Here is a 14,321-nt window from a genome sequence, read left to right on the forward strand (position 1 = left end):
CCTCGTTTCACTCTCGCAACACTTGACCATCTACACAACATCTGTTACATTCTAAATTACGGCCGTTTCCATAGGCTTCGGCCGCCGACTTCGATGAATTACGACGACCCATACGCATTTGACGAGTCCGAACTGCCCGAACAGGAAAGCGAGGATTACGTCCTCAAACAGTTTGAGTCGGATCCGCCCAAGACGGCCGAAGAACTCCGCCGCGACGAGGCGGTCGCCAAAGAGACTCAACGCTTTGAGGCGGCGTGCACCCGACACAATATGTTTGAGGTGCTGTCCGCCAATGATTGGATCCGGATCGGCAGCCGGCAGGGCAAGGCTCGTCACCTGTTCGGCGATCTATGGTGTGAGAATGAGCTGACGATAATGTTTGCCGACACCGGCGTGGGCAAGAGTTTGCTCGCTATGCAGATCGCCGATTCGATCGTCCGCGGCCGCCGGATCGAGCCATTTGAGATGACCGCCAAGCCGCAGAGAGTTTTGCTGCTCGACTTTGAAATGACGCACCGTCAGCTCTACGACCGTTATTCTACGGCCGACCCCGTCAAGCTCTCCAAGCGAAAGCCGCACGAGTTTCACCGCGACATTCTGCGAGCCGAGATCGACTGGCAAAAGGGTTTGCCCGACGGTTATCGCACGTACGCCGATTTCGTCCTCGGCTCGATCCAGCAGAGCCTGACCGAGTACGAGGTCCGCGTTTTGATCGTGGACAATATCTCCTGGCTCGTCGCCGGCGGTTTTGCCGCCGATGCCGCCGCTCGCCTGATGAAGGGCCTCAAACTGCTCAAAACCGAACTCGGTGTCTCGATCCTCGTGCTCGCCCACTCCATCAAACGCCCTGATACCCTGCCGATCACGATCGACGCCCTCGCCGGCTCTAAATCGATCGTCAATTTCGCCGACAACGTCTTTGCCATCGGCCGCAACATCTACCAGCCCGAGATCCGCTACCTCAAGCAACTCAAACAGCGAAATTCGGTGATCCGCCACGACACCACAAATGTCGCCGCCTTTCGGATAATTACCGATGAGTCATTTCCCCGCTTTCGCTTTATCGAATGCACCCACGAAGCATTTCACCTCCGCCGCGGCTACGACACGCTCCTTGATCGCGAACCCATCCGCGTAACCCCGGCCCGCCGCGTCGAATCCGTCCGCCGATTCAGCTCCGCCGGCCTCTCCTATCGCCAGATCGCCGACCGCCTAAACATCTCAAAATCCACCGTCGCCCGCATCCTAAAATCCGACAAACCGTAGCCCCCGCCATCCCCGTCGCTGCCGCGTCGCCTCATTGTAGCCGTGGGTAAAAACCCACGGACCGGTGAAAATCCACGGGCGCATCCCCGTCGCATCGCGACGCCTCATTGTAGCCGTGGGTAAAAACCCACGGACCGGTGAAAATCCACGGGCGCATCCCCGTCGCATCGCGACGCCTCATTGTAGCCGTGGGTAAAAACCCACGGACCAGCGATAACCCCCGAAACGCCGAAAACCCCGGAATGTTTCGCGCATCCGCGTCGTATCGCGACGCCTCATTGTAGCCGTGGGTAAAAACCCACGGACCGGTAAAAACCCACGGACCGGCGACAACCCACGGAGCCGTTCGCCAAATCCATCTCGGCGCGTAGCGACGGATGAATCAATCAAATAAATATTTGTCGTCGTAATCTATACCGTGATTCTCCAATAATCGAACATATTCTTCTTCAAAACTTCGTGTCGAATGATGATCCCGCTGCCGCACAATGTAATCGACCACATCCGGCACCGCCGATCTTGAAACCGAAAACACCCCATAACCATCTTGCCATCCAAAATCCGACATTCCTTCAAATTCACGGCGAATTCCGTACGAGGAATCGCCCTTAACGTCTTTGCTACCTGACTCGGTGACAGAGTCGTTGGGACACTCAACAAGGCGTGAATATGATTTTCGATGCCGCCAATTTGAATTGGCGTAATACCGTGGTGCCGTGCGACTCCTGCAATGTATGCCCAGACACGCTCTTCGATCTCGCGGTGAATTAGATCTGTGCGGTTTTTGGTGCTAAAAACGAGGTGCAAATAAACCTGCGAATATGTGTTTGCCATTTCTCAATCGTCGCTGCCGCGACGCAATCATTTTACAATACCTTTTCCGTGGGTTCTTACCCACGGCTACGATCATTTCGTCGCTCCGCGACCCAAAGACACCGCCAATGTCAGTACCACCTGCCGTAGCGGGTGGGGCTTTTCTGCGTTATCCATACACCATCGCGCCACCATTCCCATCCCGTAGCGTAGGGACGATCGCGACTGGCTTCTGACTCTACCCACACTCTTCACTTTTCATTCGCCGCTTTCAATTCTAAACTCGACCCGTGCCCTACACCCGCGACAAACGATAACCAACACCCAACAGCCAAACCGTCTGGCGCGTGATGAGCACCAACCACCTGTCAGAACCGGAAGCCATAGCGACTGGGTTCCTACCGCTTTTCATTGTCGGATAATCTGTTTCCAAAACCGGCATTATACTGATTGTTCCACCCACACAGAACCACACTCCCGCTTTCTAAAAATAGTCGATTTTGGACTATTCAAAATTGACCTTTAATTTGTTTCATAGATGAAATTTCATGGAAAAATCTATCTATTCGCACGATTATTCGATTTTTCTCGACCAATTGCGTAGATTGCGTGCTTCTAAATCACTTACACAGGTTCAAATTGCCGAGCGATTGAATCAGACCCAGTCTTTCGTAAGCAAGGTGGAGCGTGGTGAGCGCCGCCTCGATGTAGTCGAGCTCCGTGCATTTTGCAGAGCATTGGGAATCGATTTTGCTGCCTTTTTAACCGAACTCGAGTCAAGGCTTGAGGGTTCGACAAATGGGGGCGGCAAGATATGAAACCGTTGACTGTGATTGATGTCTTTTGCGGAGGTGGTGGTTTCTCTGAAGGTTTTCGTCAACAAGGATTTGAGATAGAACTCGGAATCGATCGGTGGCAACCCGCAATTGATACGTTCAACCATAATTTTAGATTGGATTGTAAAGCTCGCAATGTTCTCGAATTTTTAGAATCGGTCGATGCAATCGAAGGGCTACCCGATACTGACGTAATTTTGGGAAGCCCGCCGTGCGTAAGTTTTTCATCTTCCAACATCTCTGGAAAAGCAGACAAAAGCGTTGGTATCACTCTTACTCAAACTTTCTTGCGAATCGTCGCGGTTAAGAAATGGAAGAAAGGTTCAAAGCTCCAAGCTTGGTTGATGGAGAATGTGCCGAGATCTGTAAAACACCTTGCGAGCGAGTACACCTTTGAGGATCTTGGCCTAGGGGATTGGGCCATTGAAAACAAAATCGGACCTTCGAAGGTAGCAATACGTCTGTCGGGAAACCATGAAATAGTAAATTCCGCAGATTATGGGAGTGCTCAAGCCCGCAAAAGAGTCATTTCAGGCGAACTTATTGCCCGAAAATCTTTAGTCGTGCCCGAACCGACCCATAGCGAGACGGCATCAAACGGCAAGAAAATCTGGCGTACGCTCGTGGAAATTAAGAATGGATTACCCGATCCGTCTTCGTCGAGAAAGCGATTTGAAACTACAGACCCGAACTATACAAATCTCAAATTATTTAGTGACGAGTTGACAGACCATTTCTACGATACAGGGTTGTATGAGTGCGAATGGAATCTATCAAGATATTGGAAAACCAATCATCCGTTTATGGGGAAAATGTCTTTTCCTGAAAATGAGGATAAGCCTAGCCGAACCGTTACGGCTACCAAGATTGGTTCGTCGAGAGAAGCATTAATTTATAAATCGGCATTAGCTCGGGAAGGGAATGGCGAATATAGAACACCAACTGTTCGAGAGGCCGCTTGTCTTATGGGCTTTCCCATTACATACCAATTTAAGGGGAGCGAAGGAACTAAATGGAGGCTGGTTGGGAATGCAGTTTGTCCATCTGTTAGTCGTGCCTTCGCTGCGCAGATATTGATCGAGCTTGGAGAGGAAAGCCCAGCGAAACCTTTACTAAGCGAGGCGGTAAACACAGAAAATGTATGTAACTTGAATACGTTTACCGAAAAAATATTCAACAATCCGCCCAAGAAAAATAAAGGTTCTCGTTTTAGGCGGCATCCCTTTAAGGACGGCAATATGACGGTCACGCTTTCAAATTATGATATTGCAGAAAAGACTTTAACTATGGGTCACTGGTTAACGTCGGTTCAATACGGTACCGGCAACGGCTTCCCGAATCACGTATGCTCCGATGACACCTATCTTCGTTTGGAACCGCAAATTGCAAGATTTGAGAAGGGCTTCGAGTTTCTCACACTTATTAACAACGGTTTTTTGGAGAAGATTGGGAACTCTAATCAACTACAAATCTTGCATGAACTTCAAAACGCTAATGGTGCACTATTGAATCCGAGTCAACTAGTTGATGAAGTGGGTCGAATCATTGATGAGCTTGACCTTGATAATCAGATTTTCGAGGACGAGGATCAAATTATATTCAAAAACAAGAAGAAGATTCCAACTAAACAGCTTTTCGCCTTATATGCGATAAGCCGGATTGCCGCTAAAGCAAATAGAAATGAATAAGGAAACCCGAACACAAAAAATCGCTGAAATTATGTTAAGAGATGCATACGGAAAACAAGATATTCTGTGGCATGACCGACTCGAGCAAATGAGTGTCTTTGAAATTCCGTTAGAGTATTTGGTTTACAACAAATTTAACGGCCGTATTTTGAGCCGGACGAAGACGCTCGAAAAGCAGGGCCGAAATGTGAATCCGGAGACCAAGGAAGGAAAATTCGTTATTGAAGAACTACTATGGCGATCGAAAGTGTCAAAGAACGAAATTACAAAAAAGGACATTTCAATAAAAGGGCAGCTAAAAATAGGCATAGTTACCCGCGATGGAATTGTAATCGATGGTAATCGGAGGTTGATGCTTCTTAACAAGCTCCAACCCAAATACCGTTTCTTTAAGGCGGTCGTATTGCCGGTAGCTCTGGAGGATGATCCGATTGAGGTCGAGAAACTCGAAACGACCTATCAGATGGGCGAAGATGAAAAGCAAGGTTACAACCCGATCGAGAAATACCTTAAAGCGAAACAAATCTACAATAAACTAATCGCCGAAAACGCGCCCGAGAATGCTATTGGGCAAATTGCTAATTGGATGGGGGAAGAAAAGTCTGAAATCCAGCATTACCTTGACGTGATGGACGTTATTGATGAGTATTTGCAGTATTTGGAGTACGACGGCATTTACGCAATGGCGGATACGCCGAATGATGGAAAGGAGGATCTTTTTCTTTATCTAAAGAAATGGCTAAAAACATTTGGCGATGGAAAAGAATCGACTAAGGCGTTTGACGGCTATGAGCAGCTAGACGTCGATGATCTTAAAAACATCTGTTTCGATTTTGTACGCGCGAAAATTGGAAAGTCATACGACGGAAAATCATTTCGACATATCGCCGACGGACAAAGGAAGAATCACTTTTTCGGTGATGCAAAGATTTGGAAGGATTTTGCAGATACACACTTTTCAATCGTTTCACCAGCTGTCAAAAAAATCAATTCAGAATATCCAATTGACTATAATTCAGAGAATATTGAAGCATCCCTTTCAAACAGGGATGCTAAATTTCGGGATGAAGTATTGGAAGGTATAGCGCACAACCTAGAGGAACATCAAACCGATCTCGGATACCTAAGAGCAGCGGATAAGCCACTCGAACTCGTCACAAGTGCTCGTAAAGCAATCGATTCAATCCAACAAGGACACAAGAATTTCTCCCAACCAGAAGTTCTAGAACGCGTGGAGGATTTAATCCAAACACTAACGGGAATGCTTATCAAGAAATCCCCAGAAGAAACTCTGTCGTTGGTACTAAGCTTGCTTCAAGGAATTGACTTAGATTCGGCACGATTTGACGAAGAAATTATGCTTGCGAATATTAAGAATGTGTCGAAGGCTGCGTATCAGATGGAAAAGCGTATAAAGGCTAGCTAATGAGTCAAACCATTCAAATTCAGACGGAGACTAACATTGGATGGTTTCGCTTGACGGGAAACGTCCTCGAGCTTCTAGATAATCCACGGATTATGTTTGCCCTTCGACGAATGAAGTTTGAAACGGACGAAAACGCGGTTTTGGTTCCATATGAAGAGAAGACTAAGATACAAACACTTCAAGAACTTCAGCGACTTCTGGAAAGATTCTCGTTTGGCTCGACACTATCGGCGGGGACACGCGACGATGTCTCAAGTTTTGAACGTGAAGAAAGTACATTTAGGGAATTCTCAGAAAGAGCAAGGTCTATTAGAAACGATCAGTTTCAAATTGTCCCCGATCTTGTTTCGTACTTTGATGATTTTCAAAAAGTAGTTAAGAACACATTAGTCCGTCCGTTGTACCCTCGTCAGCTGTTGTCAGCTTTTCACATGGCTTTCTCACAGAATGCATGTAATTTTGCTGTACCTGGTGCCGGAAAAACATCAATTGTTTATGGAGCCTATTCCTATCTTCGAGGGCTTCCTGAAACGGATCCAAAGCATGTAAACAAGCTAATGGTACTTGGCCCCTTATCTTCATTTGCTCCATGGGAAAATGAATACAAAGATTGTTTTGGAAAGGAGATAATCTCGCAACGTTTGTCCGGTGAGGCATCTGTTAGTCGCGAACAGAAGGAACAGCACCTATTTTCGACCAACCCAGCCGAACTAACACTGATTTTTCACGGTGGGGTGGTTAGCCTTCAAAACGAGATAATCTCATTTTTGAACCGGAATAAGACCATGGTCGTCATTGATGAAGCTCATCGTATCAAAAACCCAGACGGAGTTTGGGGACGGAGTGCAATTGAGATAGCAAAGGCAGCTAGGTCCCGAATTATATTAACCGGAACGCCAGTACCTAATGGCTACGAAGACCTTTTTAATCTGTTTCAATTTTTGTATCCATATCGATACAAAAGCATTCTGAAAGCCCACTATGGGAATTTGGTTGAAATGACAAAAAGTGCGTCATATGAAAGCGACAGTGTAAAGAACTTTATTGAAAATATTTCACCGTATTTTATTAGAATAAAAAAGAGCGATCTGAAACTGCCGCGGTACTTCGAACATTCAATCGACGTAGTCATGAATCCTATACAGCGTGAGATTTATGATTTCATAGAAACAAAATCTATTCGATTGTTCGAAACCAATAGCACGGCCACGGTAAAGGACTTGCTTAACAGGGCAAAGCTAATCCGACTAAGACAGGCGGCATCAAATCCGTCTTTGTTATTGAAGCCACTCGCAGAAACCTTGTATGAGAACGATTATGAATTCAACGGTACTTTGGGTGAAAATTTGCCGGATGAATTACAGAATGACTCTCAGATTCTTTCAAAACTCTATACTTATCAAAAGAACGAAACTCCGCAGAAGTTTACTGTGGTCAAGGAGCTTCTTGATCAAATACTTTCTAAAAAAGGCGGCAAAGCTATTGTTTGGACCATTTTCGTGCAAAATGCAAAGCAACTACAGTTGTACCTCTTGAATAACGAGATCGTTTCCAAACTCCTTATTGGAGAGGTGGATCAACCTAGCCGTGAACTGATTGTCGAGGAATTTAATAATCCTACAAATACCGACTTTCGAGTTGTAATTGCCAACCCCTTTGCGGTCTCTGAATCAATTTCGCTACATATGGGTTGCCATAATGCAATTTACTTGGAGCGCGATTACAATTGTGCGAATTTCCTTCAGTCTAGAGATCGTATTCACAGATATGGATTACCCCCTAATCAAGAAACCCATTATTACTATTTAATTTCAAGTAATTCGATTGACGGAGTAATAGATGACAAGTTAAAGCGGAAAGTTCAGCGTATGGAGAGAATCATTGACGAGGAAATACCACTTTTCAGCCGACTTGATGATTCTGACGAGACGGATCTCATAATGGCACTCATTAACGACTATGCTCGACGTTCTTAGTCGCTACGAGAATCTAGGCACGCCCCAATTCTTTAGCGAATTATTCAACCAACTTAATGCAGTAAGTCGCGGCTGGACTTCCAATCACGTTCAGGAGCACTTTTTCAACCGAATTATAGACGGCAATCACGTTTTTGACGGCTGCTTGCCCCTAGCTGAGTCGATCGGTGCCGTTGTGGTCAGTAACGACGGGTTTATCACGCTTCATCCTTCACTTGTGCCGGCCCTTGTAAGCGAGAGTTATCTAAAAAATAAATTTCTTGAAATGGTTCTTATTTCGGCAAAGAAGGACGATTTATTCCATCAGATATTTTGTTCCGACTACATTTCGTATGACATTATTTACCGTCTGATACAAATCGACGTTGGTGCATTTCGATTTCGTTATGCCAATTTTCGACAGTTACTTTTGACGTTCGATTTTCTATTTCCTCATCCTGATTCGAATATTAGAAAATACATAGTTAACTCGAAATACAAAAAGCTTTTCGATCGAGAGCTAATGCCCGAAATCAAGAAAAGAAAACTCGGAATTGATGAACTTGAAAAATTACTTGAGCAAAACCATATTCACGGCGAGGAAGCTGAGATATTTGTTGAAGAATATGAAAGGAAACGTCTCGTCACGCACCCAGATCTACGAAAGATCGAGAGAATATCGATGTATGATACAGGCGCCGGATACGACATAGTGTCATTTGACGATTTAGATTCTCACGAGACGAACCGATTCATCGAAGTAAAGTCATTTTCCGGCGTCCCGAATTTTTTTTGGTCCCGTAATGAATTGGATGCCGCCCGGGTCAAGAAAGGGTCATATTTTCTCTATCTAGTTGACCGAGACAAAATGATAAATCCCAACTACCACCCAATCATAATTTCTGATCCATGCCACCGTGTAATCAATGACGACAAAACTTGGACTAAACGCATTGAAAAATACTTCATTAACTTAAACACGTCCTTTGAATCGTTGAACAATTCTTTCGAGTTGGGTGTCTGTAGTAATGAATCGATAGATGGGCAATGAAACCGTTAGTGTTTGACCATGCCGATGTAGGTGCGGTGAAAGCCGGTTTGAAACGAAAGTTGCTCTTGTGAGAGGCCTTTTTCGTGACGGAGCTGTCGGATCCTCTGACCAAATTGATCGATCAGAGATTGGTTTATAATTGGGATCAAAACTATACGTATTGTATGCAGCGATCAACCGACAATAAGTATCGGCCGGGCGCCGGGTCTGACAATGCTCTGACCAAACGTGATGTTTGCCGCCGGTGAGGATCGGTGCGGGTGGACCACTCTGGTCCATTGCGGGCGAATGGGGCAGGGCAGATTTCAGGAAACGCAGGTTTTATGGGCGTTTGAAGGCGTTTAGGTGTCCCAAAAGGTGGTCCATTTGGGACAGAAAGTGCCGTTTTGGACCGCTTTTGGGACAAAAACAGCCGAAATAGGGGCTTTTTTGAGTCAAATAATGGGTCCTTTTGGTGTTTTTTGACCCGTTTGGGACAGATTTTGACCCCAAAAACCGCAAAGATATCCAATTCACTCGTCACTATTCACTATAAACGCCGGATTTTAACGCAAAGCTCGCAAAGGTAGGACGCAAAGTTCGCAAAGAGATCCAAATTAATATTCCCTATTCCCCATTCACAGTTCACAATTCACGACCGACCATTCACAATCCACTATCAACGCCGGATTTCAACGCAAAGCTCGCAAAGGCAGGACGCCAAGCCCGCAAAGAGATCCAATTCACTCGTCACCATTCACGATTCACTATTCCCCATTCACGATCCACCATTCACCATCCACTATCCACTATCAACGCCGGATTTCAACGCAAAGTTCGCAAAGAGATCCAAATTACTATTCGCTATTCTCCATTCACGACCGACCATTCACGATTCACGATTCCCCATTTCACAATCCACTATCAACGCCGGATTTTAACGCAAAGCTCGCAAAGGTAGGACGCAAAGTTCGCAAAGAGATCCAAATTACTATTCACGATTCACAATTCACGATTCCCCATCGACTATTCACGATTCACGATCGACCATTCACAATTCACTATTCACGATTCACGATCGACCATTCACTATTCACGATCCCCCATTCTGCTATGATAGACAGTGATGTTGTACCGAGAGTCGATCTTTATTACGGGGTTTCCGGGGTTTATTGCGGGGCGGCTGGTGGCGAGGCTTGCTCGGTCTGAGACGCAGTTTTATCTGCTGGTGCAGCCGCAGTTTGTCGAGCAGGCGATGCAGGACATCGAGGATATCGCCGAGGAGACTGGCGTGGCTCTAGAGAGCTTTGTGATCGTCGAGGGCGACATCTGCCAGCCCGATCTCGGCATTGACGCCGCCGACCTCGAGACCATTCGGTTTGAGACGACCGACATCTATCACCTTGCTGCGATCTATGACCTCGCGGTCGCACACGACCCGGCATTTGCCGTCAATCTCGAGGGCACCCGTAACGTCAACGCCTTTGCCCGCTCGGTCAAAGAGCTTCGCCGATACAACTATATTTCGACCTGTTACGTCGCCGGCAAGCGCGTCGGTCAAATACTCGAGACCGAGCTCGAGCACGACGCCGGCTTTCGCAACTTTTATGAGGAGACCAAGTACCTCGCCGAGGTCGAGGTCGAGCGGCTCAAGGCCGATCTGCCGGTAACGATATTTCGCCCGGCGATCGTCGTCGGCGACTCGGTGACCGGCGAGACCGTCAAGTATGACGGCATATATTACCTTATAAAATATCTGCGCAAGGCCGCCGTGCTGCTGCGTCTGGTAAATGTCGGCAATGATAAGGTGCGGCTCAATCTTGTGCCGGTTGATTTTGTGGTCGAGGCGATCGCCGCCCTCGCCCGCGATAAGCAGGCCATCGGCAAGACGATAGCCATCGCCGACCCGACGCCAATGACGACCGCCGAGCTTTTTGACGCGATCGCCCACGATATGACCGGCCGCAAGTCAGAGTTTAGCCCGCCCGTTAAGCTCACCGAGTGGTTTCTGAATACGCGTATCTCGCCGCCGCTGACCGGTCTGCCGCACGCCGGCGTACCATACTTTTTTATCTCGCAGACCTACGACACCGCCATCGCCGACGAACTGCTTGCTCCGCACGGCATCGTCTGCCCGCGTTTTGGCGACTACGTCGGCAATCTGCTCGATTTTGTCGAGGAGTTTCCCCAGCTTTAGGGCGCCGCCGCAAGCAAAGATTTGCGGCGTTTGGGCATCATACCGGCTTATGAAGCGTTTCATTGCCACGATCGTCGCTCGGTCCGCCGTTGCTCTTGCGATCGTTATCATCTCGTCCGCCGCCACCCTCGCCCAGAGCGGACGCGTCCAGTCCACCCCAACACCGACGCCCGCCGACGATACCGTCCGCATTACGACCGAGGAGATCAAGCTCACCGTCCTCGCCTTTGACGAAAACGGCAAATTCTATTCCGGCGTCACCGAAAACGACCTTGTGATATCCGAAAATGACCGTCTGCATCAGCCCACAAGCGTGCGGCGTTTGCCAGCCAATGTGCTCATCGTCCTCGACACCGGCGGCGAACTCCGCGCCGTCAAGAGCCTCGATAAAACGCGCGCCGTCGCCCGCGCCGTTGCGCGATCCCTCGCACCAGACGATTCGGTCGCCGTTATGCAGTACAGCGACAAACCCGAGATCGTCGACGAATGGACCACCGACCGTACGCAAACTCTCGCCGCCATTAGCCGTAAGACAAACTTCGGCCGCCGCTCCGCTTTTGTGGACGCGATCACTATGGCGACCGACTTTCTGCTTCGCACTCCGCTCGAAAATCGCCACCTTGTACTCATCACCGATGGCACCGACAGCCAGGGGCGTTCGTCGGCTAAATTTGACGCTTTTCAGCGTCTGCTTACGACCGACATCACCGTCCACGTGCTTAGCTATACCCTTATGGAGACCGGCGATATCGAACCGCGCACCAAGAGCATCTCAAACTCGCCGCCGCCCAAAGCGATGCCCGACGAGGTCGCCGCCGGCTTACCAAACGGCGTCCGCGATGTCGCCACCGCCCCGCGCGCCAAGACCATCACCCTCGATCGCACGCTTATCAAAAAGATGAAGTCGCGCAAGGCCGACCTAGAGGACAGCCAGGACCGCCTCGAGCGCCTAGCCGAAAACACTAACGGCGAATTCGTCCTACCGCTCTCGCCCGACGAAATGGAGTCGAAAGCCCCACTCGTCGCCCGTATGATCGACTCTTCATACGTCGTCACCTATATGCCCAAGATCCCTGTCATCGATACCCGCGGTATCGCGGAACGGGTCATCCAAGTAATGTCAAAACGCCCCGGCCTCATAGTACAGGCCCGCCGCAAACTCCTCGTCGCGACCAAAAACTAGAGCCATTTTCTGTCTTTTCGTCGTTACTCTATTGCAAAAAACTTGATCACCGCTAATCGTACCGATCACTTCACAGCTTAAATGTGACCGCGCATAGTCAATATTTTGTTACCACAGGTCCTTTTTGATTACTCTGTTCATTTGACAAAATTTAGAATAATACTTATTCTAAATACAAGTTGTAACGCTATGGATTTATCACCGATCAAAGAAAAGGGCTTAACGAAACAGCGAGAACTTGTGCTAACGGTTATTCGCTCGAGCAAGAGCCATCTGACAGCGAACGAGGTTTTTGGTGAAGCAAAAACTATTTCGTCAAATATTAGTTTTGCGACCGTTTACAACTCACTCCGTTATCTAAAAGATGCGGGGCACATTGCCGAGATCCAGTTTGGCAATGGTGCGAGTCGATTTGACCGAATTACGCGCCGTCACGATCACGCCATTTGTACCAAGTGCGGTGCGTTGGCTGATATCGAAATGGTTCATCCGGTCAAATTGGTGAGAAAGGCCGCGGAGATCTCAAACTTCAGGCCTGAATCACTTGAGTTTACATTGAGGGGAGTTTGCCCTGATTGCGTTAATAGAGAGTCGTCGGACGACAGTGGCGATGGAGAATTTTAATAATAGCTATTTTGAAAATTCTATTACCAACGTTAACCGGCGGAAAATATTTGAACTAGGAGAATAATAAAATTATGTCAACAGCTACAGGAACTGCTACTGAAAACACCGTCACAATGGCGAAAGTCGGAAAGCCGGCACCGGACTTTAATATGCCGTCGACCAAGAATATGGAAACCTTGGCCGAAAACGTAAAATTGTCGGATTACAAGGGCAAATGGTTGATCCTTATGTTCTATCCGCTCGATTTCACATTTGTTTGCCCGACCGAGCTTACTGCTTTTTCGGATCGCCTCGACGAATTGAATGGTGTCGGAGCAGAAGTGATCGGCATTTCAACCGATTCGGTTCATTCACACCGTGCGTGGATCAAGACTCCGCGAGACAAAAACGGAATCGAGGGGTTGAAGTACCCGCTTGCATCTGATGTCGGCGGTAAACTTTCGCGTGCGTACAACATCCTGGTTGAGGAAGCCAACATCGCGCTTCGCGGCCTGTACATCATCAATCCGGATGGCGTACTTCAGTACGCGGTAGTGCACGATCTGAACATCGGACGTTCGGTCGACGAGACGCTTCGTGTTCTGCAAGGGTTGCAGACGGGCGGATTGTGCTCGGCCGATTGGAAGCCGGGTCAGGAAAATTTGAAAGTGTAGTTTAGAGGGTTCGCTCGGTTTGGCGGGTTGACCGATCAGTCGACCCGCCAAATTTTGCAACGGACTTACTCGTATTACTAAGGAGAAATTAATATGCCAATGAGAATTGGAGATGCTATGCCGGATCTAGACGGGGCGACTACCTGGTTTAACGGCACAGCGGAGCAAATAGCTGAGCACGTCAAAGGCAAGCCTACGCTTGTTCATTTTTGGGCAGTCTCGTGCGGTATCTGTAAAGATAAGATGCCGGCACTGAATGATATCAAAGCGAAGTACGGCGAACTGGGCCTACGGACTGTTGCGGTACATATGCCCCGATATGAGGCCGATACGGATCTTGAGACGGTGAAAGAAGCGATCGAGGCTAACCATATCGTCGAACCGACTGCCGTGGATAGCCTGCACAAACTCAAGGACGCCTTCCTGAATGAACAGGGATGGGTTCCGGTTTATTATTTATTTGACGCCGAGGGGAAATTGAAGACGCGTGCTGCCGGCGAATTCGGTATCGGCGTGCTTCAGACGGCTCTTGATAAAATGTTTGCGACGCAGGGTGCTGCGGCTTAATACGAATTTATTAAATAACGGCGCTTGTCACGACTTAACGGTCTGATGAGCGCCTTTTTGCGGTTCAATTAGTATTGGTC

Annotated in this window: 12 protein-coding genes; 11 read left to right on the plus strand and 1 reads right to left on the minus strand. The window is 48.1% G+C overall.

Translation table 11 applies throughout. From position 1 onward, the window contains the following. Nucleotides 1–93: 93 nt before the first annotated feature. On the plus strand, nt 94–1,266 hold the full coding sequence (locus tag IPQ00_13400) for an AAA family ATPase (protein ID MBL0241556.1): 1,173 nt from the start codon (nt 94–96) through the stop codon (nt 1,264–1,266). A gap of 382 nt (nt 1,267–1,648) precedes the next feature. On the opposite strand, the gene IPQ00_13405 is transcribed toward IPQ00_13400, so the two are convergent. Then, a complete protein-coding gene (locus tag IPQ00_13405) occupies nt 1,649–2,008 on the minus strand; it encodes a transposase (GenBank protein MBL0241557.1) in 360 nt (119 codons plus the stop codon). A gap of 619 nt (nt 2,009–2,627) precedes the next feature. Between IPQ00_13405 and IPQ00_13410 the strand changes: the two genes are divergently transcribed. The 10 genes from IPQ00_13410 (at nt 2,628) to IPQ00_13455 (ending at nt 14,241) form a co-directional block, all read left to right on the plus strand. Further along, the gene (locus IPQ00_13410) at nt 2,628–2,897 is read left to right on the plus strand and encodes a helix-turn-helix transcriptional regulator (protein ID MBL0241558.1); all 270 of its coding nucleotides are present in this window, start codon (nt 2,628–2,630) and stop codon (nt 2,895–2,897) included. Further along, the gene (locus tag IPQ00_13415; protein MBL0241559.1) at nt 2,894–4,603 is read left to right on the plus strand and encodes a DNA cytosine methyltransferase; all 1,710 of its coding nucleotides are present in this window, start codon (nt 2,894–2,896) and stop codon (nt 4,601–4,603) included. Before IPQ00_13410 ends, IPQ00_13415 begins: the two co-directional genes overlap by 4 nt. Beyond that, a complete protein-coding gene (locus IPQ00_13420; GenBank protein ID MBL0241560.1) occupies nt 4,596–6,029 on the plus strand; it encodes a hypothetical protein in 1,434 nt (477 codons plus the stop codon). Before IPQ00_13415 ends, IPQ00_13420 begins: the two co-directional genes overlap by 8 nt. Then, entirely contained in the window at nt 6,029–8,005 is a 1,977-nt protein-coding gene (locus tag IPQ00_13425; GenBank protein MBL0241561.1) for a DEAD/DEAH box helicase, read from the plus strand. Before IPQ00_13420 ends, IPQ00_13425 begins: the two co-directional genes overlap by 1 nt. A 502-nt stretch (nt 8,006–8,507) precedes the next feature. Continuing rightward, entirely contained in the window at nt 8,508–9,035 is a 528-nt protein-coding gene (locus IPQ00_13430) for a DUF3883 domain-containing protein (protein MBL0241562.1), read from the plus strand. Nucleotides 9,036–10,140: 1,105 nt separating this feature from the next. Continuing rightward, a complete protein-coding gene (locus IPQ00_13435; protein MBL0241563.1) occupies nt 10,141–11,211 on the plus strand; it encodes an SDR family oxidoreductase in 1,071 nt (356 codons plus the stop codon). A 49-nt stretch (nt 11,212–11,260) separates the two neighbouring features. Beyond that, nucleotides 11,261–12,394, plus strand: coding sequence for a VWA domain-containing protein (locus IPQ00_13440; protein MBL0241564.1), 1,134 nt, complete (start codon nt 11,261–11,263; stop codon nt 12,392–12,394). 189 nt (nt 12,395–12,583) lie between these two features. Beyond that, complete coding sequence (locus IPQ00_13445; GenBank protein MBL0241565.1) at nt 12,584–13,018, plus strand: transcriptional repressor; 435 nt, start codon at nt 12,584–12,586, stop codon at nt 13,016–13,018. A 116-nt stretch (nt 13,019–13,134) separates the two neighbouring features. Beyond that, on the plus strand, nt 13,135–13,674 hold the full coding sequence (locus IPQ00_13450) for a peroxiredoxin (GenBank protein MBL0241566.1): 540 nt from the start codon (nt 13,135–13,137) through the stop codon (nt 13,672–13,674). Between the two features lie 99 nt (nt 13,675–13,773). After that, nucleotides 13,774–14,241: a TlpA family protein disulfide reductase gene (locus IPQ00_13455; GenBank protein MBL0241567.1), complete on the plus strand. Its 468-nt coding sequence runs from the start codon at nt 13,774–13,776 to the stop codon at nt 14,239–14,241. Nucleotides 14,242–14,321: the final 80 nt, after the last annotated feature.

This window comes from Chloracidobacterium sp. (assembly GCA_016720705.1).
Classification (GTDB): Bacteria; Acidobacteriota; Blastocatellia; order Pyrinomonadales; family Pyrinomonadaceae; genus OLB17.

What these genes read in the sequence shown, in the direction of transcription:
- IPQ00_13420 (MBL0241560.1), top strand. Translation starts at nt 4,596, where the DNA reads ATGAATAAGGAAACCCGAACACAAAAAATCGCTGAAATTATGTTAAGA.
- IPQ00_13400 (MBL0241556.1), top strand. Translation starts at nt 94, where the DNA reads ATGAATTACGACGACCCATACGCATTTGACGAGTCCGAACTGCCCGAA.
- IPQ00_13410 (MBL0241558.1), top strand. Translation starts at nt 2,628, where the DNA reads ATGGAAAAATCTATCTATTCGCACGATTATTCGATTTTTCTCGACCAA.
- IPQ00_13445 (MBL0241565.1), top strand. Translation starts at nt 12,584, where the DNA reads ATGGATTTATCACCGATCAAAGAAAAGGGCTTAACGAAACAGCGAGAA.
- IPQ00_13430 (MBL0241562.1), top strand. Translation starts at nt 8,508, where the DNA reads ATGCCCGAAATCAAGAAAAGAAAACTCGGAATTGATGAACTTGAAAAA.
- IPQ00_13415 (MBL0241559.1), top strand. Translation starts at nt 2,894, where the DNA reads ATGAAACCGTTGACTGTGATTGATGTCTTTTGCGGAGGTGGTGGTTTC.
- IPQ00_13425 (MBL0241561.1), top strand. Translation starts at nt 6,029, where the DNA reads ATGAGTCAAACCATTCAAATTCAGACGGAGACTAACATTGGATGGTTT.
- IPQ00_13455 (MBL0241567.1), top strand. Translation starts at nt 13,774, where the DNA reads ATGAGAATTGGAGATGCTATGCCGGATCTAGACGGGGCGACTACCTGG.
- IPQ00_13450 (MBL0241566.1), top strand. Translation starts at nt 13,135, where the DNA reads ATGGCGAAAGTCGGAAAGCCGGCACCGGACTTTAATATGCCGTCGACC.
- IPQ00_13435 (MBL0241563.1), top strand. Translation starts at nt 10,141, where the DNA reads ATGTTGTACCGAGAGTCGATCTTTATTACGGGGTTTCCGGGGTTTATT.
- IPQ00_13440 (MBL0241564.1), top strand. Translation starts at nt 11,261, where the DNA reads ATGAAGCGTTTCATTGCCACGATCGTCGCTCGGTCCGCCGTTGCTCTT.